General features: G+C 58.3%; 22 protein-coding genes. 16 read left to right on the forward strand and 6 right to left on the reverse strand.

The features are described from left to right. Positions 1 to 25: 25 nt before the first annotated feature. Positions 26 to 1,090, forward strand: a complete 1,065-nt coding sequence (gene argC / locus SynA1560_RS07690; RefSeq protein ID WP_186468767.1) for an N-acetyl-gamma-glutamyl-phosphate reductase — start codon at positions 26 to 28, stop codon at positions 1,088 to 1,090. Here argC and purN read toward each other — a convergent pair. After that, on the reverse strand, positions 1,087 to 1,767 hold the full coding sequence (gene purN, locus SynA1560_RS07695; protein WP_186468768.1) for a phosphoribosylglycinamide formyltransferase: 681 nt from the start codon (positions 1,765 to 1,767) through the stop codon (positions 1,087 to 1,089). The genes argC and purN overlap by 4 nt on opposite strands. 10 nt (positions 1,768 to 1,777) lie before the next feature. Between purN and SynA1560_RS07700 the strand changes: the two genes are divergently transcribed. The 3 genes from SynA1560_RS07700 to SynA1560_RS07710 all read left to right on the forward strand — a co-directional run bounded on the left by SynA1560_RS07700 (position 1,778) and on the right by SynA1560_RS07710 (position 4,715). Next, the gene (locus SynA1560_RS07700; protein ID WP_186468769.1) at positions 1,778 to 2,119 is read left to right on the forward strand and encodes a DUF1257 domain-containing protein; all 342 of its coding nucleotides are present in this window, start codon (positions 1,778 to 1,780) and stop codon (positions 2,117 to 2,119) included. After that, positions 2,119 to 3,816: a M61 family metallopeptidase gene (locus SynA1560_RS07705; RefSeq protein WP_186499993.1), complete on the forward strand. Its 1,698-nt coding sequence runs from the start codon at positions 2,119 to 2,121 to the stop codon at positions 3,814 to 3,816. The genes SynA1560_RS07700 and SynA1560_RS07705 overlap by 1 nt, the downstream gene beginning before the upstream one ends. A gap of 281 nt (positions 3,817 to 4,097) precedes the next feature. Beyond that, a complete protein-coding gene (locus SynA1560_RS07710) occupies positions 4,098 to 4,715 on the forward strand; it encodes an N-acetylmuramoyl-L-alanine amidase (RefSeq protein ID WP_370523133.1) in 618 nt (205 codons plus the stop codon). Positions 4,716 to 4,904: 189 nt separating this feature from the next. Here the strand turns inward: SynA1560_RS07710 and SynA1560_RS07715 are convergent, their stop codons facing one another. After that, positions 4,905 to 5,600, reverse strand: coding sequence for a helicase DnaB (locus tag SynA1560_RS07715; RefSeq protein ID WP_370523135.1), 696 nt, complete (start codon positions 5,598 to 5,600; stop codon positions 4,905 to 4,907). A 211-nt stretch (positions 5,601 to 5,811) separates the two neighbouring features. Here SynA1560_RS07715 and SynA1560_RS07720 point away from each other — a divergent pair, with 211 nt between their 5' ends. Continuing rightward, a complete protein-coding gene (locus SynA1560_RS07720; RefSeq protein WP_186501611.1) occupies positions 5,812 to 7,410 on the forward strand; it encodes a glucose-6-phosphate isomerase in 1,599 nt (532 codons plus the stop codon). Between the two features lie 14 nt (positions 7,411 to 7,424). Here SynA1560_RS07720 and leuS read toward each other — a convergent pair whose 3' ends face one another. Then, positions 7,425 to 10,106 carry a leucine--tRNA ligase gene (leuS, locus tag SynA1560_RS07725; RefSeq protein ID WP_370523136.1) on the reverse strand — a complete coding sequence of 894 codons (2,682 nt, stop codon included), beginning with the start codon at positions 10,104 to 10,106 and terminating at the stop codon, positions 7,425 to 7,427. A gap of 22 nt (positions 10,107 to 10,128) precedes the next feature. Then, complete coding sequence (locus SynA1560_RS07730; RefSeq protein ID WP_186468775.1) at positions 10,129 to 10,350, reverse strand: hypothetical protein; 222 nt, start codon at positions 10,348 to 10,350, stop codon at positions 10,129 to 10,131. A gap of 127 nt (positions 10,351 to 10,477) precedes the next feature. Here SynA1560_RS07730 and dapF point away from each other — a divergent pair, with 127 nt between their 5' ends. The 5 genes from dapF to SynA1560_RS07755 are packed head-to-tail and all read left to right on the forward strand — an operon-like array spanning position 10,478 to position 15,341. Next, on the forward strand, positions 10,478 to 11,575 hold the full coding sequence (gene dapF, locus SynA1560_RS07735; protein ID WP_186501612.1) for a diaminopimelate epimerase: 1,098 nt from the start codon (positions 10,478 to 10,480) through the stop codon (positions 11,573 to 11,575). After that, positions 11,562 to 12,743 carry a cysteine desulfurase family protein gene (locus SynA1560_RS07740; RefSeq protein ID WP_186500001.1) on the forward strand — a complete coding sequence of 394 codons (1,182 nt, stop codon included), beginning with the start codon at positions 11,562 to 11,564 and terminating at the stop codon, positions 12,741 to 12,743. Before dapF ends, SynA1560_RS07740 begins: the two co-directional genes overlap by 14 nt. Before the next feature lie 47 nt (positions 12,744 to 12,790). Further along, positions 12,791 to 13,486: a DUF1995 family protein gene (locus SynA1560_RS07745; RefSeq protein ID WP_186468777.1), complete on the forward strand. Its 696-nt coding sequence runs from the start codon at positions 12,791 to 12,793 to the stop codon at positions 13,484 to 13,486. Between the two features lie 44 nt (positions 13,487 to 13,530). Then, positions 13,531 to 14,046, forward strand: a complete 516-nt coding sequence (locus tag SynA1560_RS07750) for a DUF4330 domain-containing protein (RefSeq protein ID WP_186500002.1) — start codon at positions 13,531 to 13,533, stop codon at positions 14,044 to 14,046. Next, a complete protein-coding gene (locus SynA1560_RS07755) occupies positions 14,043 to 15,341 on the forward strand; it encodes a D-alanyl-D-alanine carboxypeptidase/D-alanyl-D-alanine-endopeptidase (protein ID WP_186500003.1) in 1,299 nt (432 codons plus the stop codon). The genes SynA1560_RS07750 and SynA1560_RS07755 overlap by 4 nt, the downstream gene beginning before the upstream one ends. Here SynA1560_RS07755 and SynA1560_RS07760 read toward each other — a convergent pair. Both SynA1560_RS07760 and coaD read right to left on the reverse strand, forming a co-directional pair. Next, on the reverse strand, positions 15,286 to 16,215 hold the full coding sequence (locus tag SynA1560_RS07760; protein ID WP_186500005.1) for a hypothetical protein: 930 nt from the start codon (positions 16,213 to 16,215) through the stop codon (positions 15,286 to 15,288). The genes SynA1560_RS07755 and SynA1560_RS07760 overlap by 56 nt on opposite strands. Continuing rightward, positions 16,212 to 16,709, reverse strand: coding sequence for a pantetheine-phosphate adenylyltransferase (gene coaD, locus SynA1560_RS07765; protein ID WP_186468781.1), 498 nt, complete (start codon positions 16,707 to 16,709; stop codon positions 16,212 to 16,214). Before coaD ends, SynA1560_RS07760 begins: the two co-directional genes overlap by 4 nt. 62 nt (positions 16,710 to 16,771) lie before the next feature. Here coaD and uvrC point away from each other — a divergent pair, with 62 nt between their 5' ends. Genes uvrC through SynA1560_RS07795 form a run of 6 tightly spaced genes read left to right on the forward strand, consistent with a single transcriptional unit; the run spans position 16,772 to position 22,391 of the window. Then, positions 16,772 to 18,733 carry an excinuclease ABC subunit UvrC gene (gene uvrC, locus SynA1560_RS07770; protein ID WP_186500007.1) on the forward strand — a complete coding sequence of 654 codons (1,962 nt, stop codon included), beginning with the start codon at positions 16,772 to 16,774 and terminating at the stop codon, positions 18,731 to 18,733. Beyond that, on the forward strand, positions 18,730 to 19,029 hold the full coding sequence (locus tag SynA1560_RS07775; protein WP_186468783.1) for a hypothetical protein: 300 nt from the start codon (positions 18,730 to 18,732) through the stop codon (positions 19,027 to 19,029). Before uvrC ends, SynA1560_RS07775 begins: the two co-directional genes overlap by 4 nt. Positions 19,030 to 19,031: 2 nt before the next feature. Then, positions 19,032 to 20,519, forward strand: coding sequence for a cryptochrome/photolyase family protein (locus tag SynA1560_RS07780; RefSeq protein ID WP_186500009.1), 1,488 nt, complete (start codon positions 19,032 to 19,034; stop codon positions 20,517 to 20,519). Between the two features lie 34 nt (positions 20,520 to 20,553). Further along, on the forward strand, positions 20,554 to 21,135 hold the full coding sequence (gene hemJ, locus SynA1560_RS07785) for a protoporphyrinogen oxidase HemJ (RefSeq protein ID WP_186500011.1): 582 nt from the start codon (positions 20,554 to 20,556) through the stop codon (positions 21,133 to 21,135). Between the two features lie 8 nt (positions 21,136 to 21,143). Continuing rightward, the gene (locus SynA1560_RS07790; RefSeq protein ID WP_186500013.1) at positions 21,144 to 21,800 is read left to right on the forward strand and encodes a PHP domain-containing protein; all 657 of its coding nucleotides are present in this window, start codon (positions 21,144 to 21,146) and stop codon (positions 21,798 to 21,800) included. A gap of 27 nt (positions 21,801 to 21,827) precedes the next feature. Then, the gene (locus tag SynA1560_RS07795) at positions 21,828 to 22,391 is read left to right on the forward strand and encodes a hypothetical protein (RefSeq protein ID WP_186468787.1); all 564 of its coding nucleotides are present in this window, start codon (positions 21,828 to 21,830) and stop codon (positions 22,389 to 22,391) included. Positions 22,392 to 22,395 lie beyond the last annotated feature (4 nt).

The raw sequence follows: 22,395 nt of genomic DNA on the forward strand, positions 1-22,395 counted from the left end.
GATCAGGTGATGTGCCATCGCGAGAATGGGGAATCAACGGGTCGCAGTGGTGGGTGCCTCCGGGTATGGAGGACTGCAGACGCTTCGCCTGTTGAACGCCCACTCGACGCTCGAAGTCAGCTTTCTTGGCGGTGAGCGTTCGGCGGGTCGGGCCTGGAGCGAACTCTGTCCGTTCCTGCCCCTAAAACAAGACCTTGTTGTTGAAAGTCCTGATCCAGATCGCATTGCTGATCAGGCTGATCTCGCGGTGTTAAGCCTTCCCAATGGCCTAGCGAGTGAACTCGTTCCTCCATTGCTGGAGCGAGGAGTCAGGGTGGTGGATCTTTCGGCGGACTATCGCTACCGCAGCCTTGAGCAATGGGCGTCGGTGTACGTCCACGAAGCCAGAACCCGAAAGCGTGCCGATGCTGATCTGTGTGAGGAGGCGGTCTACGGACTCGCGGAGTGGCACGCTGATGCCATCGCCAAGGCCAGGCTTGTGGCGGCGCCAGGCTGTTTCCCCACCACCAGCCTCTTGCCGCTGCTTCCGTTTCTCAAGCAAGGCTTGATTGAAACCGAGGGGTTAATCATTGATGCCAAAACGGGAACCTCCGGTGGAGGGCGAGCCGCAAAAGAGAATTTGTTGCTGGCTGAAGCATCGGAATCCATCGCTCCCTATGGCGTTGTGGGGCATCGCCACACCTCGGAAATTGAACAGCTGGCCAGCGCAGTCGCGGGTTGTCCAATCCAGCTGCAGTTCACGCCACACCTCGTTCCGATGGTGCGTGGTTTGTTATCCACGGTGTATGCGCGTCTGCGCGATCCAGGGTTGACTGCGGAGGACTGCACCACGGTGTTGGAGACGGTGTATCGCCATCACCCCTGTGTGCGTGTGCTGCCAGTGGGAACCTACCCAGCGACCAAATGGGCCAAGCACACCAACCAGGCATTGATGTCGGTTCAGGTTGACGGACGCACGGGTCAGCTCGTGTTGATGAGTGCGGTGGACAACCTGATGAAAGGCCAGGCCGGTCAAGGCGTGCAGTGCCTGAACCTCATGGCAGGTCTGCCGATTGCTGAAGGATTGCCACTCGAACCCTTTTATCCCTAATCACAAGCGACCGATCGCCAGCGTTGACCTGCCAAAGCCGTCGCCCAGGGAAGCAGCCGGTGCTCCTCGCTTTGAATGCGTGCGGCCAGAGAATCACGATCATCTCCCGACAAGATCGGGACCGCTGCCTGGGCCAGGATCGGTCCGGCATCAACATCCTTCAGCACTTGATGCACGGTGCATCCGGCAAGGCACACCCCTGCCTCCAGTGATTGACCCACCGCATCCATGCCTTTGAAAGACGGCAGTAACGAGGGGTGGATATTGATCAGTTTTCCAGGAAAGGCATCAATGAGAACCGGGGTCACAATTCGCATCCAGCCCGCCATCACCACCGCTTCCACACCCGCCGATTGGAAGGTGCGAACCAGTTCATGATCCAGGGCTTCTCGGCTTGCGAATCGACGATGATCACGGAGCTCACAAGCAATGCCGAGGCGTTTTGCTCTTGCCATGGCTCCGCATCCAGGATTGTTAACCACCAAAAGTCGCAGTTCGGCATCCAAATCGCCTGCGCTGATCGATGCCTGCAGAGCCTCAAAGTTTGTACCCGATCCTGACGCCATCACACCGAGGCGAAGGGGGCTCTGAAATTTTGGCCATGGCCCGATGGTGGGAACCGTGAGCGTGGGATAGCGCTCGCCATTGATCTGGCTAGTGTCTGTGGGCGCGGGCATTCCGGATTTCATGTCCCATCTCTCCATCCTGCCCACACTGGTGACGGATCTCGCTTTGCTCGAGATCGCCCTTCGTGCTGAGGGCTTTCGTGTGCAGTGCGGAGGCATCGTTTCGTCGTTCGATCGTCATCAGGCTGTCGACTTGGCTGCTTATCACCCATCCGGCTTGCAGCTGGGTTGGAGACGACGTGACGACCACGTCGCGCTAGATCTTGTTGCTGATCTCTCAGCACCGCAAGGGTCCGGTCGCACCGAATCTGCTCTGCGCCGTGTACTCAGGCGCTACGCCCTCAACACAGCCCTGCATGAGGCTGACCAGCTGGACGCCGAAACGGTCACCGGCGCTGTCTGATGCCCGAGGTGCATGTTGTTCTCGACCTCGGATGCCCTGCTTCGCAGACGCTTTGGGTTGAGATTCGCTGGCTGCCTCAACAGCCAGTGCAACGTTGGACTTTGCCGGTCTGGACTCCTGGCTCCTACACGGTTCGAGATCCATCGCAGCACCTGCACAGCCTCAGCCTTGAACAGTCCGGCCAAGCCCTTACACCGACCCGTCGCTCTCCCTCGAGCTGGCAGGTGGACTGCGAGTGCAATCAGCCACTGATCCTGCGTTACGCCCTGGAAGCAAGACAACTCACCGTCCGCACCAATCTGCTCGATCCATCCTTTGCCTCCCTGTGCCTTTCGGCTGTGGTGATGCTGGTGGAGGGCCAACGTTGGACGCCACATCTGCTGAAGGTGGTGACCCCGTCCCACTGGTCCGTGGCCTGTCCACTTGCGCAACAAGATGGCGACTTCGTCGCTGAGGACTTCGACCATCTCGTCGATGCTCCAGTGCACGCCGGTGTCATGGACACCCTTTCCCTGACAGTGCGAGAACAACCCCACGAGTTGGTGTTAATCGGTGCGCCACCCTCTGGCTGGTCGAAGGATCTCCCAGGGCAGATTGAATTGATCTGTGAAGCTGTCTGCGATCTGCTGCAGTCGGACCCTCGATCACGGGTGCCGTATCAGCTAGTTCTGCAACTTTTGGATCAGGGGTACGGCGGGCTGGAGCACGACAATGCATCAGTGATGCAATTTCCCTGGACCCGGCTGCAGGAGCAGGGTGGGATGCGAAGCCTTCTGCAGCTCATTGGCCACGAGTATTTGCATCAATGGAATGTGCGTCGGCTCAGGCCGGTGGACTACGTGCCCTATCGCTACGACAAGCCGATCGTCAGTGATGGTCTCTGGTTCGCCGAAGGGGTCACTAGTTATTTCGACCTCTTCCTGCCGTTGCTCTCGGGGTACTCCAGTCGTCTCGATTTGCTGGAGGATCTGGCTGCCGATCTCTCCCATGTGTTGTTGAACCCGGGAACGCAACTTCAGTCACTTGCGGACAGCTCGCGCGAAGCGTGGGTGCGCCTTTACAAACAGACTCCCGCCAACGCGCGAAGCCAGGTCAGTTACTACCGCCTTGGCACAGCGCTGGCGTTCTGTCTTGATGTGGGTCTTCGTCAGGTCGGTGGTTCCCTAGCCGCCACCCTGCGTCTGCTCTGGGGACGGTTGGGCCGCCACGGTCGCGGGTATGGCCGTCAGGACCTTATGGCAGCGATTGCAGACGTCTCCCCTCCACTGGCGGACCAATTGCCTGGATGGCTTGATGGCCGTGGTGTGTTGCCCATCGACAGGTCACTGGAAACCATCGGGTTGTTGCTGGATCCAGTGATGGAAACGCAGGCCAACGCCGGTTGGACGCTGCGTGAAGGAGACGGCACCGTCTGGATTGACCGCACCTTGGCAGGTGGAGCTGCTGAACGTGCCGGCTTGGTTCCTGGTGATGAACTCGTTGCTTTGCGCGATTGGCGTTGCCGCACACTCAAGCGAACGCAACAGTTGCTCGATGGTCCTGAGCAATGTCAGGTGACCTACAGCCGCCGTGGCCTGATCAGCCACACGCAGCTAGTCCTGGAGAAACCCGGGGTTGATCGTTACCGACTGATCTGGGACCCTGGTGCATCCAGGGAGGCTCGCTTGCTCCGAGATCAATGGTTTCAGGTCGTCTGAACCGTCTGCTATCGAAGGTCTCAAGCTCGACCCGTCTCTCCCGCACGGGGCATCTGTTGGTGGGTACGTCCACCCTTGCTGTCGTGCTCGCTCTCGTTGGCTTCACCCAGGACAAAACTAACGAGCCGCCCGCACCTCAACCCTCTTTCTTGGATCGCTTTGAGGAAATAGGTCGTGATCGACCACAATCCACACTCCTTCAGGGTGATGCACCCCAACCACCCCAAGCGTCGGCTTGGGTCTCCCCCTTAAAACGCCAATGTTCCAACATTGATGCGTCGGTGCAGCAGAGACTGCAATCGCAACGGAACCAGCTCGCTGAATTACGGACATCGGTTCCCGCAGATGACAGCAATTACGGTGATCGTTGGCGCAGCAATCCCTGGGGAGAGACGTTGAATCCGGTGCCAAGGGTTGTCGTTTTGCATGAAACCGTTTACTCCCTGGATTCAGCATTAAATACCTTCCTTACTCCTCATCCCTACGATGAAGATCAGGTGAGTTATCACACCCTGATTGGCCTTGATGGCTCAATCGTGGACGTGGTTGATCCGCTGAAGCGTGCCTACGGTGCCGGTTATTCAGCCTTTCATGGTGAATGGGCTGTGACCAATCCTGATTTTCAGGGATCGGTGAATAATTTTGCGCTGCATCTCAGCCTCGAGACACCTTGGGATGGTCAGGACAGTGCGGATCGCCACAGTGGCTATACGCCCCGTCAATATGACGCGTTGGCATTGGTGCTTGATAACTGGCTCGAGCGCTTTCAGTTCCCAGCTTCTGCCATTACCACCCATCGCCATGTGGATCTCGGTGGTGAACGGGGCGACCCACGCAGCTTTTCTTGGGATGAACTTCAGATCCGCCTTGCTGCACTGGGAAGGCTTTGTGATGGCTAATACGCGCTCCCTTGAAGGGGTCTAATGTTGTTCACTCTTTTGGATGGATCGCTCGCAAAAAATGAATTTTGATTCTTCATCAGCGTGTTGTAAAAGCCGTGCAGAAAATGGCTTCAAGTTATGATTAACCCCTTGGAAGATGAAAGCCAAGCCAATGATTTTAATTTAAGGCTAAATCGATTACGCCATTCAAATTAATAAAGGCTGTGCCGATTGCTCTGTTGAATACATAAGTCCATGCAGTGCCGGGTCCTGCATGTAGCGCAGGACTCGGGCTGGATAGTCGAGCTTGCCGTTGTGAAGATAAGCCAGGGTGGCAACGGCCTTGGCATCAACATAGGAGCGGCTGGCGATCAGGATTGAGCTGCGATCCAGACCCAGTTCACCTTTCAAACGGGACAGTTTTGCCGCCAACAGTTCCACATTGGCTGCGGGATCCATCAGCAGGTCACGGGCTTCAGCAATCTCTTGCGATGAAGGGTTCTCAGGCAAGCGGCCCTGATGCACCAATTCGCTGATGCCCAGCTGGGCTGGCCCGTGGGTGTCAACAAGACCCGAATGAACGACAAAAGGAAGATCCTCTCCGGGCTTGGAGTGTTGAATTTCGTCAAAGAGAATCGCCGTGATCAACATCGGGTTGATCTGATGACGATCTGCCTCGCGCCAAATCATCGGTTTGAGTGTGCGCAGCCGCGAGAGTGTGTTGGCGCGAAGCGGCTCTAGCTGGTCAACGCCACGGGTGAACAGCTGCGCCAATTGGGTCTGTGGGCCATGCACACCGAAGCGACGTTGCAGATGCTCCAGTTCCTCAGCGCTGAAATCCGCAGGATTTGGGGTGACCGCCCGAGAGCGTTGCCCATCAGTCCCAGTCGGATCAGCCGTCATTGGACTCTGCTGGAGCCCTAGACGGAGACCGACTGTCAAGACCACTGAGGTAATAGCCACCGCCGAGACGTTCTTCAGCACGTCTGGAGCAAACGATGAGCAGAAACCAAGCCGATGCGGTGCCATGGGCGGAGACTAGCCGTGGTGTCCTCGTTCATGGGCATTCCGTCAGATCCTGGATAACTTCACCGAAGTGAGTGCGCTCATCGAGATGCGTTTCCCGGATTTCAGCGCGACGGATACCCAGATTCAGTGGCAGCGCTTCTGTGATCTCCTCTGGTACCACGATGACCTTGGGCTGTGGCTGGACATCAGCCGCATGCATCTCAACAGCAGCGATCTCGAAGTCTTGGCACCGCCCTTGGAGAAGGCGTTTCAAGCCATGCAGGCCCTCGAAGCTGGGTCGATTGCCAATGCCGACGAGTCCAGGCAGGTCGGCCATTACTGGTTGAGACATCCTCAGTTGGCGCCGGATCCTGAGGTGGGGAAGCACATCGCTGCCGCCATCGATGACATTGAGGCGTTCGGCCAGGCGATCGTGTCCGGCGCGATCAAATCGCCCACGGGAGAGCCTTTCACAGATGTGCTTTGGATCGGGATCGGTGGCAGCGGTCTGGGTCCGTTGCTGATGATCCGAGCGCTTCAGGAGAACGGCTCAGGGCTGCCCTTCCACTTCTTCGACAACGTTGACCCCAATGGCATGAGCCGTGTGCTCGCTCAACTGGGTGATGCATTGCGCACCACTTTGGTGGTGACCGTGAGTAAGTCCGGGGGAACACCGGAACCGCATTTGGGGATGGAACAGGCCCGGCATCGGCTCGAAGCCGTCGGGGGCACTTGGGCCGCACAAGCCGTCGCCATCACGATGGCTGATAGCAAGCTCGATCAAAAGGCTAGTGAGGAACAGTGGCTCAAGCGCTTCGACATGTTCGACTGGGTGGGGGGACGCACCAGTGTCACCAGTGCTGTTGGTCTTCTCCCTGGTGCCTTGATTGGATCCGACATCCGCAGCTTCCTTGCCGGGGCTGCACAGATGGACGAGGCCACCCGGGAGGTGGATGTCCGGCGTAATCCTGCGGCCCTGATGGCAGCGGCCTGGTACACCGCAGGGAATGGTCGTGGCACGCGCGACATGGTGGTGTTGCCCTACCGCGATCGTCTCGAGGTGTTCAGCCGGTATCTGCAGCAGCTGGTGATGGAATCGCTCGGCAAGCGTTTGGATCGAGATGGCACGGTCGTCCATCAAGGCATCGCTGTCTATGGGAACAAAGGATCTACTGATCAACATGCCTACGTTCAGCAACTGCGCGATGGCGTTGACAACTTTTTTGTCACCTTCATTGAGGTGCTTCGCGACAGCGAAGACATTCCGGTCATCAACGATGAGCTACCTGGTGATTTCCTTGACGGCTTTCTGCAGGGGACGCGTTCAGCTCTGACTGAAGGCGGGCGCCAGAGCCTCAGCATCAGCATGCGTGAGTTTGATGCCCGTCGTCTTGGTGCCTTGATCGCCCTCTTTGAACGCGCTGTTGGCCTCTATGGCGAGTTGGTGAACATCAACGCTTACCACCAGCCCGGCGTTGAGGCCGGAAAGAAGGCGGCCGCTGCGATTCTCACCCTGCAGGGCAAGGTCGAGGCGGTATTGAGTGATGGCGTTCCCAGATCCGTGGTGGAGATTCAACAGGCCATTGGCGAGGGCTCTGATGAATCGGTGTTCTGGATCCTGCGCCATCTCACGGGCAACAAGCGCGGTTACCAGGCACAAGGCCAATGGGACAGCCCCGCCTCCATCCGGTTCAGCAAGGGCTAATCACCGTCAGTGAATCAGGAGGGCACCAGATTCACCAACTTTCCAGGCACAACGATCACGCGTCTGGGAGGTTTTCCTTCCAACCAACGTTCGGCGACGTCACTGGCGAGGGCTAGACGCTCCAGTTCCGCTTTGTCGCATTCGGCCGGAACGCGAATGCTCCCGCGCACCTTCCCTTTCACCTGAATGACCAGTTCAACGCTGTCCTGCACCAAGGCTGCTGGGTCATGGGACGGCCAGGGTTGGCAATGAACACTTCCCTCACCGCCAAGGCGCGACCAGAACTCTTCAGCCAGATGCGGAGCAAAGGGTGCCAGCAAGCGCACGAGCGCTGAAAACGCTTCAACTTGAATGGGTCGTGATGCGTTCAGCACAGCCCCCGAAAGACTATTCGAGAGCTTCATTAGTTCGGAAATTGCGGTGTTGAACTGAAAATCACCGATTAAATCTTCACTGACCGCTTCGATCGCCAGGTGCACCGCACGTCTGATTTCCGCATCGGAATCGGACAGCGTCTCCGGCAGTGCTGGTGGATCTCCAGCCAGAAGAGGGGCCTGGGAGGCATCCGTCATGTTGGCAACCAGTCGCCACAAGCGCTGGAGAAAACGGAACTGCCCTTCGACATCGGCATCATCCCATTCCAGATCCTTTTCCGGAGGTGCTTTAAAGAGGATGAACATGCGTGCTGTGTCAGCGCCGTAGCGATCAATCACGGCTGCAGGATCCACGCCGTTGTGCTTCGACTTCGACATTTTTTCGAAGAGCACTTCGAGCTCCCCGCCATCGTCAGGGTCCGTCGGTTGAGCAGCGTCAGCCACCAAGGCTGGAGCCACGTAGCGGCCAGTTCTTGGGTTGCGGTAGGTCACCCCTTGCACCATGCCTTGGGTGAGCAGCCGTTCAAACGGTTCACGGGCCTCCAACAGACCGCGGTCCTTCAAGGCCTTCGTGAAGAAGCGGGAGTAGAGCAGGTGCAGGATGGCGTGTTCGATGCCGCCCACGTACTGCTGAACGGGCAACCAACGCTTCACGGCCTCTGAAGCGAAGGGCAGATCCCGATTGTGGGGATCCGTGAAGCGCAGGAAATACCAAGACGAACACATAAAAGTGTCCATGGTGTCGGTCTCACGCCGTGCTGGTTTGCCGCAGCTGGGACACGGCACCTGCACCCAGTCTTCCAGTGTGGCCAGTGGTGATCCACCCTTGCCTTGAAGGTCAATGTTCTTCGGCAAGGCGACCGGCAGCTGGTCGGATGGCACTGGGACGGCACCGCATTGATCGCAGTGAATGATCGGGATGGGGCATCCCCAGTAGCGCTGACGGGAGATCAACCAATCGCGCAGACGGTACTGGCGCTTTGCGCGTGCCCAGCCTTCGCTGTTGCCGTGGTCAGTAATCGACTGCCGGGCCTGATCGCTGGTCTGACCGTCGAAGCTGCCGCTGTTCACCAAAGTGCCTGGACCGGTCCAGGCCTCACCATCGTTGAGGTGCTCATCGGCACCATCCACCAGGATCACCCGTTGAACCGGCAGTTCATAAGTGCGGGCGAAGCGGAAGTCACGCTCGTCATGGGCCGGCACCCCCATCACGGCTCCTGTGCCATACCCGCCGAGAACATAATCAGCGATCCAAATCGGCACCTCTTGCCCATTGGCCGGATTGATCGCAACGGCTCCGGTCGTCACCCCGCGCTTGGGACGATCATCAGCCGTCCGTTCATCAGCGGTGAGGTCATTCACGAGGCCCCGGAACGCCTCCACAGCATCACGATGCTCGGAGGTGGTGACCACATCCACCAGGGGATGCTCTGGTGCTAGCACCACATAACTGACGCCAAAGAGCGTGTCAGCCCGGGTTGTGAACACGGTGATGCTGGTGTTTTCATGACCCACCACCTGAAAATCGACTTCCGCACCTTCCGAACGGCCGATCCAGTTCGCCTGCATCGTGCGAACCCGTTCCGGCCAGCCATCGAGAAGCCTCAGATCATCGAGCAGAGCATCGGCATACTCGGTGATCTTGAGGAACCACTGGCGCAGATTTTTTTGTTCCACCAGGGCCCCTGACCTCCAGGAGCGGCCTTCGGAATCCACCTGCTCGTTGGCCAGCACGGTCTGGTCAATAGGGTCCCAGTTGACCGTGGCTTCTTTCTGATAAGCAAGATCAGCCTCGTGCAGCTGCAGAAATAGCCACTGCGTCCAGCGGTAGTAGTCCTCATGGCAGGTGGCCTGCTCACGCGTCCAGTCGATCGACAGCCCCAATCGACCCAGTTGATCGCGCATCTGCTCGATGTTGCGATCCGTCCAAATTCCTGGATCAATCTTGCGTTCGATCGCCGCGTTTTCAGCCGGAAGTCCGAACGCATCCCATCCCATCGGATGAAGCACGGCGTCACCGCGCATGCGTTGAGTGCGTGCGATCACATCGGTGATCACATAGTTGCGCACATGCCCCATGTGCAAGCTTCCCGATGGATAGGGAAACATCGAGAGGGCATAAAACGCCTTCTGACCTGGCTTGGGGTCCTCTGTTGCGTAGAGGTTCTGATCACCCCAATTCCGTTGCCAGCGATCCTCTAGCGCCGCAGGCTCGTAGCGCTCGGACTGCCCCGAAGTGGTCTCGGGAGTGGTGGAAGTCTGAGGGGCCGTCACGTCTGGAAAACACCTGCGGCGATCGTGACACAGCTGGTGGCCACCCATGGGAGGCCGAGATCTGAAACGTTCAGATCAAAGGACGAATGGTGATCACGGCGTGGCGTGCAATCAGGATGGGATCGGTGCTCCCATCGCGCCGCAAAGCCAGGTATTGGGGGTCTTGCCAATCGAGTCGGCCGTCGAGGCGGCGACCATCCACAAGTTCAATGCTGAGCACGCGCTGTTCACGCATCCAGCTCTGAATCAGGCGGATGCCGGGAAGGCTTGGATCAAAGCCAGCTGCATCCATGACCGCTGGACGACTTAGATGTCTGCTGCAGTTCAGCAAGTGAAGAGGTCAGCGTCAATCAAACGCCGGCGGGCGGTTCGCTGCCAGAGCAACGCTTAAAATGACCCAAACACAGGCTCCAGAAGGGATGTTGGCGTTTAGTAAATATCAAGGACTGGGCAACGACTTCATCCTGATCGAAGGTCGTGGTGACCAGCTGCCTGCGGCTATCCACAGCCCCGATCCGGCCTGGGTGAGGCGGATTTGTGATCGCCGCTTTGGAATCGGAGCGGATGGACTGATCCTCGCGTTGCCGCCACAGGCATCAGGTGAATTGCGCATGCGCATCTTCAATGCCGATGGATCGGAAGCCGAAATGTGCGGCAACGGCATCCGTTGCTTGGCACGGTTTCTTGCGGACAGCGATGGAGATGCGGCAGGGCGGTGTTGGCCCATCGAAACACCTGCCGGAATGATTATTCCGGAACTCCAGCCAGATGGTCAGATCCGCGTTGACATGGGAGCCCCTTTCCTCGAACCCGCCTCAGTCCCTACCACCCTCAGAGCGAACGAGGCAGGGTTGCCTACGGGAGAACTGCAGGTGGGCGAGGTCAGCTTGCCGGTGGCCGCCGTGGGCATGGGCAATCCGCACGTGGTAGTTCCGGTCTCAGATCTGACGACCATTCCATTCGAAGAGTGGGGCACACACCTGGAAATCAATTCAGCATTTCCAGCCAAAACCAATGTGCATTTTCTGCAGGTGCACAGTCGTTCGCAGCTTGAGATCCGCGTCTGGGAACGCGGGGCTGGTCCCACACTCGCCTGTGGCACGGGAGCCTGCGCCACCCTTGTTGCAGCCGTGCTTCTCGGCCTCAGCGACCGTCAGGCCACAGTGGCTCTTCCCGGCGGACCCCTGGAGATCAGCTGGGCTGAGACGACGGCGTCGGTGTTCATGACCGGTCCCGCCGACGCTGTCTTCGACGGCGTGATCAATCCCGAGTTGATGCCGGCAGCACAGACTGGCTCCAACGGTTCACTGGAGAGCCAGCAAGGTTCAAGGCTCGTTGAAACGAAATCTGCCGAGTCGACCACCAAACCTGTTGATGATGACTGCACTGAAGCGGAGGCCCAGGCCAGAGTTCAGGCTTTCCTTGAATCAACGTCGCTTGATTCGATGATCAACATCGCTACCGAATCTCTGGAGCAACGCACCCTTTCGCGGTTCCAGCGCGATGGCCAAGCCTGAGACCAAGCGCTTTTATCTCGATGCCTGTGCCACGGCACCGCTTCGACCAGGGGTGTTTGACCGCATGGCCGAGATTCAGGCTCACGCATGGGCCAATCCATCCAGCCTGCATCAGGACGGCATCGCAGCGGCCGACGCCCTTGAGCGTGCCCGCTTTCAGATCGCCCGTGGATTCGCTGCATCGCCCGATGAGCTTGTGTTTACCTCCAGCGCAACGGAATCGGTGCATCTTGCTCTCCATGGACTGGCAGGAACCCAGGCCACGGGTCGACTCCTGATTTCCTCCGTCGAACACCCAGCTGTCGTCGGTGCAGCACAGCAACTGATTGCTCAGGGCTGGGACGTTCAGGAATGGCCGGTGGATCGTTACGGGCGAATCCGTTTGGACCTGTTGGATGAACTTCTCGCTCCTCCAACTCGTTTGGTGTCGTTGATCTGGGGACAAAGCGAGGTCGGAACGTTGCAACCCTTGCTGAAGGTCGCTGAAGCTTGCCGCGCGCGAGCGATTCCTTTGCACACCGATGCCACTCAGGTTGTCAGTCAGGGGATCCCCCGCTGGTGCGACCTGCCCGTTGATCTGCTCACCGCTTCATCGCATAAATGCGGCGGACCTCGTGGCATCGGTCTGCTGTTGGTCCGACCGGAATGGCGCGCTGCGATGACGCCACAGTTATTGGGTGGAGATCAGGAGGGAGGCCTACGCAGCGGCACACAGTCAGCCGTGCTGGCCGCTGGCATGGCCACCGCCATGGAGCAGATCGAGCGGGTTGATCCATCGGCCATTGCCTGTTCTGGTGATGGCATTGCCCAGTTGCGTGATGCCATCCGTGAACGACTTGCTGCTGATCACCGTCTGGAGATCTGCGGAGACCCTGAAGAACGTCTTCCGAACCATCTATCGCTTTTGGTTCGTGACGATCAGAGCCTTCCGATCTCCGCACGGCATCTGGTGCGTTGCCTGGATCATGTGGGCCTGGCAGTGAGCAGTGGCAGCGCTTGTTCGTCGGGCAAGGACAGCGACAGTGCTGTCTTGACCGCCATGGGGGTTCCCGAGGCCTTGAGGCGCTCAGGGCTTCGCATCAGCCTTGGACACTGGATTCGTGCGGAAGATCTGGAGCCGATTCTTGATCGTTTCCAGGCCGGTCTGGACATCGCATTAAACAGCTGACAAGAAGAGGGTTCTACGCTCCGCCCCATTCACACCGCTAAGCCCCCGTGAGCGCAGTTCTTCCCGCTGATCTCTTCGAAGCTGAACAGCGCACGCTGGTCGCGCTCCAGGAAGCTCTGGCATCGAAACGACGGGGACGATGGCAAATCACCTGGAAGTTTGAGGGACTGCGTCTGCTCGGCCCTGCCTTGCGTTTGGCGACCGCTTTAAAGGAAAGCGGTCGCAGTCTTCTATTGGCATGGCCCGATGCCGGTGCTGCTGCACTGGCAAAACGGGATGGACCTGAGCTGGCCGAATGCTGTGTGGATCTCATGCAGCTCCAACGCGATCCAGCCTGGGCCCAGCGGGGGGATCTCCTCCTGATCGCCAGTGCACAGCCAAGTGATTACGACACGGTTGAAGCGATCTGCAACCAGTGGATGGAGCCGGTCGTGTTGCTCAACGGACGGCTTGAAGATGCCGCGGTCGGCATTGGCAGCGTGGCCCGCACCAGGCGACGTGGATTTCTATCCACCTGGCAATCGGCCTTTCATCTCGAGCCTTTTCTGCAGGGGGCGCTGATGCAGGAGCGCTTGAAGGAATGGGAGCTTTTTCGGCTGGATCCCGCGGGTTATCGCTGGGTGCAGCAGTTTGAAGCGCGACCTGATCAGGAGCAGATCGATGACGCACTCTCTTCATCAGCCGATGGCTTGCGCCAGACATTGGGTGCGATGGATCGCTTTATTGACGATCTTCGTGGTTGATCCACAGCCACATCACTTTTAGTGTTGCCGGAAAGTTACTGGTTATGACTCTTCAAGATCGCCTGCGATCGCTGTCAGTTGTCGATACGGCAGCGGTTCTTGTGGTGATCGCCGCCGTAGGTGGCGTGTTGTGGAGTCCCAAACTCAGCAATACGGTGGCCAAGGCCACTGGGGCGCTCAAGCTCGTTGAGGTCATGGTGGATGTGCGCAATACCAGCGCTGCTGATCCGGACGGTTTGGTGCGTGAGGCGCTGGATGCAGGGAGAACCACCCTGGTGATCAGAAACCAACCGGCAGGCTCCGCCGAATTGGTGCGTGTTGATGACATCCGAACGCGCCTGACAGCGGTTCAACCCGATGGCCGTGTGGTCATCGCTGACGACCCCAACAAAGACATCAACGGGATGCTCAATGCGCGCTTCGTCCTCAAGGGCGATGCCATGGTGTCGCCGTCGGGGGTGGTGATGGCTGGGACCAAGCTCAAAGTGGGCATTCCGGTGGAGTTGGAAGGTCGCACCTACCGAGTGAATGGAACGGTCAGTGGGGTGACGATTCCATGAAGACGCTCGGCTTTTCTCTAGCAATGCTGCTGCCGTTGGCGGCCCCAAGGGTTCGCGCTGATGTCTTGCCGCTGATCGCGCCGCCGCCGCCCGAGACCGAGCAACCGCTTCCAACCCTCCAACCGGGGAGATCTTGTCCTGAGCTTGCCGAGGCCATTCGAGCCGATGTGGGCGCTGAGGCCCGCGTATGGTCCGTCACGGTGCTCAATAGTGACGGCGACATTCTGGGTGATGTGAATGGTGCCGTGCCCAGGATTCCAGCTTCTAATCAGAAGTTGGTTAGCACCGCTTTTGCACTCGATCGTCTGGGCCCCGATTTCCGTCTCAAGACACGATTGATTCAGCGTCCTGACGGATCCCTCGAACTGAATGGGGAAGGTGATCCAGATCTCGGAATTGCTGGGTTGCAGCGCTTTGCGATGGCAGCTCTGCGTCAGGGCGGAGCCATGGGTGAATCCCTGCAGGACGTCAAGTTGATGGTCCGAGAGGAACCACGCAGCAACTGGTGGCCTGCGGATTGGCATCCGGCGGATCGTGGGTATGCCTATGGGGCTCCGATTACGCGTCTCGCCCTGACCAGCAATGCCGTCGGTGGAGCCGTCAGCGACCCCTACAACCGGCTCCAGGTTCTCTTCAGCAAGGAGGTTTCACGCCGTGGAGGCACGGTGAGCATTGAACGAGGTCAACCCATGGTGGAACCACTCCCCACGGATGACGACCACAGCGTGGTTCTTCATGAGGAAGCCTCCGCACCCATGCACGCGCTGCTCAGCCTGGCCAACACGGAAAGCCACAACTTCACCGCTGAGGTGCTGATGCGTCAGGCGTCTGGCCTCTGGGATGTGAATGCCGCGTCCAGAGCCACCGAACGTTGGATGCTTGAGCAGGGATTGCCTATCCAAGGGTTGCGGGTTGCTGATGGCAGTGGACTCTCACGCAACAACAGGGTGACCAGCCGCACTATTGCCGCTTTGTTGATGCGCATGGATCAACATCCCTTCGCGCCTTATTACCAGGCGTCGATGGCCATTGCAGGACAGCGAGGGACCCTAAGGAATCTGTATCGCGGGACGGTCCTCGAGGGCAAGTTCCGCGGGAAAACCGGCACCATCAGTGGTGTCCGCAGCATCTCTGGATATCTTCAGACGCACGATGGACCGCGCTATGTGGCGATGATCTCCAATGGATCGGGCTACCCCAACACGGTGATGGGGCAGATTCTCCGTTCCGTGCAACGGTTCAGCCCGTGCCCTTCATCTGACGCAACCGTGATGCAGCCCGACGTGCCCGGCTGATCGGCACAGTTTTGCTGTCTTGAGACTCGGCTCTGATGGACTCGGTTTGACCGGTCTGGATCTTGATGAGTTCCTGACGTCCCGCCAACACCACCTGAGCCATCTCCTTCAGTCGCTGTTCGAGTTCCCCGAGGGTCTGTTCGGCGTAGCGGTTGGCACCCTCCTGAACGGTGGACGCTTCTTTTCGGCTGCGCTGAATCAGCAATTCACATTGCTGCTGCGTCTGATGACGGAACTGCAGAGCATCTTGTTGAAGACGCTCAGCCTCAGTCTGCGCTTCCCTCTGAATCCTCAAGCCTTCCTGACGGATTTGGTCGAGATCCTGAAGCGACTGCTGTCGGTTGCGCTCATGCTGTTCGCTCAGTTGACGCTTGAGTTCGATCGCCTCCTGATCGAGCTGTTGTCTGCGCTGAAGGGCTTCTTGCTCCAGTTGCTGTCGGCGTGTGGCGAATTGCTGTTCAAGTTGAGCCTGCTTGGTCTGCATCTCCTGCTCCATCTGCGCTGCTTGCTGACGGCTGCTCTGGAGCAGTTGCTCGCACTGCTGCCGAATCTGTTCACGCATCTCGGCGGCCTGGCGTTCCGCCTCCTGACGAATGGACGCCTGAGCGAGCAGTTGTTCACGCTGCTGCTGAGCCGAGTTGACAATCTCATCAGCCTGACTGCGGGCTGTAGCGATGAAGTCATCGCGTTTCTGCAGCAGTTGATCGGCGTCAGCCACCTGACCCGGCATCGCTTCACGGACGGCATCGAGAATCTCAATGGCGTCCTGCTCGTTCACGAGCCTCCCGCCACTGAAGGGAATGCGACTGCCCTCCAGCACGATCTCCTCGAGCTGATCGAGCTGGTCGATGACGGAGAAGCGGATCTCGCTCATCGCGACGGGGGATCGAAAGCCGAATTAAAGAACCTTCCGAGGTCCTCCGCCACCACCGGCGGCACCATGTGATCCACAGAGCCACCAAATCGAGCCACTTCTTTGACCACCGAACTGCTCAAAAAGCTGTAGTGGGCTGCAGTGCTGAGGAAAATTGTTTCGAATTCCGGGTCGAGAGATCGGTTGGTATGAGCAATTTGAAGTTCGTATTCGAAATCGCTCATGGCACGAAGTCCGCGCAAAATGAGGCGTGCACGATGGCGTCGAGCGCATTCGACGGTCAGTCCGTCGAAACTGGTGACTGTCACATTGCCCAGATGGGCTGTTGAAACACGGATCTGGTGAAGGCGCTGATCCAACGGGAAGGTGGGTGATTTCCCGGGGTTCTGTAAGACGGCTACAACCAGTTCATCGACCAGGGAGGCACCCCGTTCAATCAAATCCAGATGCCCTAGCGTCAGCGGATCGAAGCTGCCTGGATAGAGCGCTTTCATCCCGAGTTCAGCAGGGCGTCCTGGCCGGATCCTATGCACCCCGGCATCTCTAGATTCTGGGCATGCAGTCCTCTTTGCTCGAGCAACCGGATCGCCTCGAACGACGCCTGAAGGAAATCCCGACAGAACCAGGTTGTTACCTGATGCGGGATGCCGAGGATCGTCTGCTGTACGTGGGCAAATCCAAAAGCTTGCGCAGCCGTGTCCGCAGCTATTTCCGAAGCCGACATGACCTGAGCCCGCGCATCCGGTTGATGGTGCGCCAGATCTGTGAAATCGAATTCATCGTTACCGACAGCGAGGCCGAAGCCCTCGCTTTGGAAGCCAATCTGATCAAGAACCAGCAGCCCCACTTCAATGTGCTGCTCAAGGACGACAAGAAATATCCCTATCTCTGCATCACCTGGAGTGAGGCCTACCCAAGGATCTTCATCACCCGTCGTCGCCGGTTTCGCAGTCCACTCGACCGCTTCTATGGACCCTATGTCGATGTGGGGCTGCTGCGACGCACCCTGTTTCTCGTGAAGCGGGTGTTTCCGCTCAGGCAGCGGCCCCGTCCACTCCACCAGGATCGCACGTGCCTGAACTACAACATCGGGCGTTGTCCAGGGGTCTGCCAGGAGAAAATCAGCTCCGAGGATTATCACCGCACCTTGCGCAAGGTGGCGATGGTGTTCCAGGGCCGCAGCGACGAACTGCAGACCCTGTTGCGTGAACAAATGGATCGCTACGCAGAGCGACTTGATTTCGAAGCCGCCGCAAAGGTGCGTGATCAGCTGCAGGGACTGGATCAACTCACCGCGGATCAGAAGATGAGCATCCCCGACTCATCGGTCAGTCGGGATGTCATCGCCATGGCTGCTGATGAGCGGCTCGCAGCCGTTCAGCTGTTTCAGATGCGTGCCGGCAAGCTTGTCGGCCGATTGGGATACATGGCCGATGCCTCTGGTCAGGAACCAGGCCTGATTCTCCAGAGGGTGATCGAAGAGCACTACAGCCAGGTGGATGCCGTGGAGATTCCACCGGAGTTGCTGGTGCAGCATCCACTCCAGCAACAGGACCTGCTCGAGGAGTGGCTGACCGAGCAACGAGAGCGCAAGGTGCAGATCCATTGCCCCAAGCAACGTCAGAAAGCGGATCTGATCGATCTGGTGCAGCGCAATGCCGATTACGAACTTCAGCGTGCCAAGCAGAGTCAGGAACAGCAGGCCCTGGCCACAGAGGATTTGGCACAACTGTTGGAGCTGCCCATACCTCCCCGTCGGATTGAGGGCTACGACATCAGTCACATTCAGGGCAGCGACGCAGTGGCGTCCCAAGTGGTCTTCATCGATGGGCTTCCTGCGAAGCAGCACTACCGCAAATACAAAATCCGCAGCAGCAGTATCCAAGCCGGACACAGCGATGACTTCATGGCCATGGCCGAGATCATGCGTCGTCGTTTCCGGCGTTGGGCCAGGGCTAAGGCTGACGGTGTTGATCTCGGTGCCCTTCGTCATCAGGGCGGCAGTGCCTTGCAGACCGATGGCCTGAACGACTGGCCTGATGTGGTGATGATCGACGGTGGCAAGGGGCAGCTATCAGCGGTGATGGAGGCCTTGCGGGAGCTCAACCTGCATGAGGACCTCAACGTGTGTTCTCTGGCGAAGCAACGCGAAGAGATCTTCATGCCAGGGGAAAGTCAGCCACTCGACAGCGAGCCGGATCAACTAGGTGTTGGTCTGCTTCGGCGCTTGCGCGATGAAGCGCATCGGTTCGCCGTGAGTTTTCACCGGCAGCAGCGTGGTGAGCGCATGAAACGTTCGCGTCTGTCGGACATCCCTGGCGTTGGTCCCAAGCGGGTCAAAGACCTGCTGGCCCACTTTCATTCCATCGATGCCATTCAACTGGCCACGGTTGAAACACTGGCTCAGGCTCCAGGGGTCGGCCTGGCCCTGGCAAGGGATATCCGCCGGTTCTTTCACCCCGATGAGGATCCAGAGCAGGATGGGGCCACTCACGACCCTGGATCATCCCAGCCATGATGCGAGTCCTCATCCTGACCGCCCTTTTGTTTGGTCTGCTTACAGGACTGGTATCCCCCTTCCGTGTTGAGGCGTCTCCAGGTCTTTGCACCGGTCCTGTCTGTGCCGATGACATCACGCGCAGTGCCAAGAACCACTGGCAACTGGTGCTCAAACTGAATGATCAGCTTGGCCATCGCGAAAAGGTCGTGATGAATTGCAGAGCTGGCCAGCTCAGTCCAATGTCCGGTCCTGTGGACCGCGCTTACGCCACGGCCATTGGACGACGCGCCTGTCGACTGGCCGGTGAAGGCTGACGATGGAACTGACGCTGATCTTTCCCCATCAGCTGTTTGCTGATCATCCCTGTCTGAAATCCGGCCGGTCGGTGGCCCTGATCGAAGATCCGCTGTTCTTTGGCACTGATCCCCAATGGCCGATGCAGGTGCATCGCCAGCGTGTTTTGCTACACCGCGCATCGATGTCGGCCTACGCCGACACGTTGCGTGAGCGTGGTTACCACGTCGTTCAACGTCATCATCACCAGGCCAGCAACACAGAAGGGCACCTGCAGTCTTTGGTCGATCAAGGATTCCGCAGCTTTCACCTCGCTGATCCCATCGACGATCTTCTATCGAAACGACTGCGGAGGTTTGTTGCCTCCAATGCCTATGGCCTGGAGATCAGCGCAACACCAATGCTGCTGACGCCCGATGCCGTTGTTGAGGAGCACTTCAACAACGGGCGCAAGCCGTTCATGGCCAAGTTTTATGAGATGCAGCGTCGACGCCTTGGTGTGTTGATGGATGCCGAGGGCAATCCTGTCGGAGGGAAATGGAGCTTTGATGCTGACAATCGCAAGAAGCTGCCCAAGGGCATCGTGGTGCCACCAGAGCCGGACGTTGGCTCTGATTCACGCGTAGATCAGGCCCGCGAACAACTGGATGCTGAGCAGCTGCCGTTGATTGGTGACTGGACGCATTTTGCGTACCCGCTTGATCATCACCAGGCCGATCGATGGTTGCAAACCTTTTTGGAGGCCAGGTTGAAGCAATTCGGGTCCTATGAGGATGCCATCAGTACCCAGCACCGGGTGATGTGGCACAGCGTGCTGACCCCCATGCTCAATATCGGTCTGCTGACACCGCAACAGGTTCTGGACCGAACCCTTGAACGGGCTTCAGAGGGTGACGTTCCCCTCAACTCGCTTGAGGGATTCATCCGCCAGATCATCGGTTGGAGAGAGTTCATGGCAGCGATGTACAAGCGCCATGGCGTTGTGATGCGCAATGGAAATTTCTGGGAGTTCGAAGACCGGCCCATTCCCCAGGCGTTCTACCGGGGAACCACGGGACTTCCTCCGATCGACGATGCCATCCGACATGCGCTCGAGACCGGCTATTGCCATCACATCGAACGGTTGATGCTGCTCGGCAATGTGATGTTGTTATGTGGCTTTCATCCGACCCGGGTCTACACCTGGTTCATGGAGTTGTTCGTGGATGCCTACGACTGGGTGATGGTTCCCAATGTGTATGGCATGAGCCAGTTCGCTGACGCGGGTTTATTCACCACCAAGCCCTATTTGTCGGGATCCAACTATGTCCGAAAGATGTCGGACTACCGCAAGGGCGAGTGGTGCGATGTCTGGGATGGATTGTTTTGGAGTTTCATCAAGAGGCATGAGACCTTTTTCCGTGGCCAGTACCGCCTGGCGATGATGGCTCGCAACCTCGATCGCATGGCACCAGAGGTGCTCAACACTCATCAGCACCGTGCAGGGATGTTCCTTGAATCCCTGACTTGATGCCTGCCCAAGGTCCCCCACCTCAATCGCTCCGATGACGCTCTCTCCCGAGGCCTATCTCTGGTTTAAAACCCTTCACATCGTCGGTGTGGTCGTTTGGTTTGCAGGGTTGTTTTACCTCGTGAGGTTGTTCATTTACCACGTGGAAGCCGAAGAGCTGGCTCCTGAACTGCGCACGGCCTTTCAGCAGCAATACGGGCTCATGGAGAAGCGTCTCGCGAACATCATCACGACCCCAGGAATGGCGGTGGCGGTCTCCATGGCGATCGGACTGCTCATCGCTCAGCCCTCCTGGTTACAACAAGGTTGGATGCACGCCAAGCTTGCGTTTGTGGCTGCGCTTCTGGCTTATCACGTTTTCTGCTACCGGTTAATGGGCCAACTGCAGTCAGGAACCTGCCAATGGAACGGCAAGCAGCTGCGTGCACTGAATGAACTTCCCACGCTGCTGTTGGTGATCGTGGTGATGCTGGTGGTGTTTAAGACCCAATTCCCCACTAGTGCTGCCACCTGGTTCATCGTGGGCTTGGTGGTGTTCATGGCAGCCTCAATTCAGTTCTATGCCCGCTGGCGTCGACTTCGTGCCGAAGCCGCTGCTGCCGAACCATCCAGCTGAACCAGCCCATGGTCCTGAATCGCCACCCACTGACCTCAGTTCTGGAAACCATCGGTCCGGAGAGCTGTCCAGGCGACTTGAATTTTCACTGCCATACGCTCTGCAGCGATGGCAGCCTCGAACCGTGCGATCTCATCCGCCAGGCCAGCGCCAATGGCCTTCAACACCTGGCGGTGACGGATCACCATTCGAGTGCGTCCTATGCGCTCATGCAGGACTGGCTTTCCAAACAGCAAGACCAGGGACTCCCTGTTCCCAAGCTATGGACGGGTATGGAGATCAGCGCGATCCTCCGTGGTTGCCTCGTGCATGTGTTGGCACTCGGATTCGAACACGGCCATCCAGCTCTGGCGGTCTACAACCGCGGTGATGCTGCGGTTGGAGAAGCACTGCGGGCAGACAGTGTTTGTGGCGCCATCCATGACGCCGGTGGATTGGCGATTCTTGCGCATCCAGCGCGCTATCGATTGGGTTTTTCAGAGCTGATTGATGCAGCGGCAGACCTTGGTTTTGATGGCGGTGAGGCTTGGTATGACTACGAGATGCAACCCCGCTGGAGCTGGTCTCCGGTGGTGTGCGAAGCCATCGACCAACGCTTGAAGAACCTTGGCCTTTTGCGTACGTGTGGCACCGACACCCACGGGGTTGACCTGGAAGGTCGCTAAGTTCGACAAACGTCCCTGACCGTGGGTATGGGTTTCCTCGATCGTCTGCTCAATTCCAAATCGGATCAAAACGAGCCATCGCGCGGCCCGAAGGCAGAGAAACCCAAGCCTGAAGCCTTTTTCCTCGACAGCGACAGCTCCTCATCCCTTGGGAATCGCGATTACATGCGCGAAGCCAAGACGATCCGTCGCACCTTCCCCGGCACTCTCGACAATCCCGGTGGCAAGGAGTTGGTCACTGAGGTGGATGCCATGGACCTCAAGGTTGATACACGCAGTGAGGGCCTCGGCGACGTCAAGGTCGTTCGCGAAGAGACCAGTGTCATCAAAGACGGGATTCCCAAACCCGTGAAGAAGACCTTTGCCGAGACGATGACCCAGGCCGAACTGGATCAGAAGCTCAAAGGAAGTGCGCTGACCCAGGCCGGTGTGAATACGCCTTCAGCGAAGGATGCAGCCCCCGTGGCACGCAAGGAAGAGTTGAAACCCAAGGAAGAAGTCACGGCCTCATCCCCGGCCTCTAGCAGCAAGAGCACGGCAGCCGGATCGATCGATCCATTCCGGGCGATGGTGCGCGATCTCAACAACTGAGTCT

It is taken from the genome of Synechococcus sp. A15-60, from assembly GCF_014280095.1.
Taxonomy (GTDB): Bacteria; Cyanobacteriota; Cyanobacteriia; order PCC-6307; family Cyanobiaceae; genus Synechococcus_C.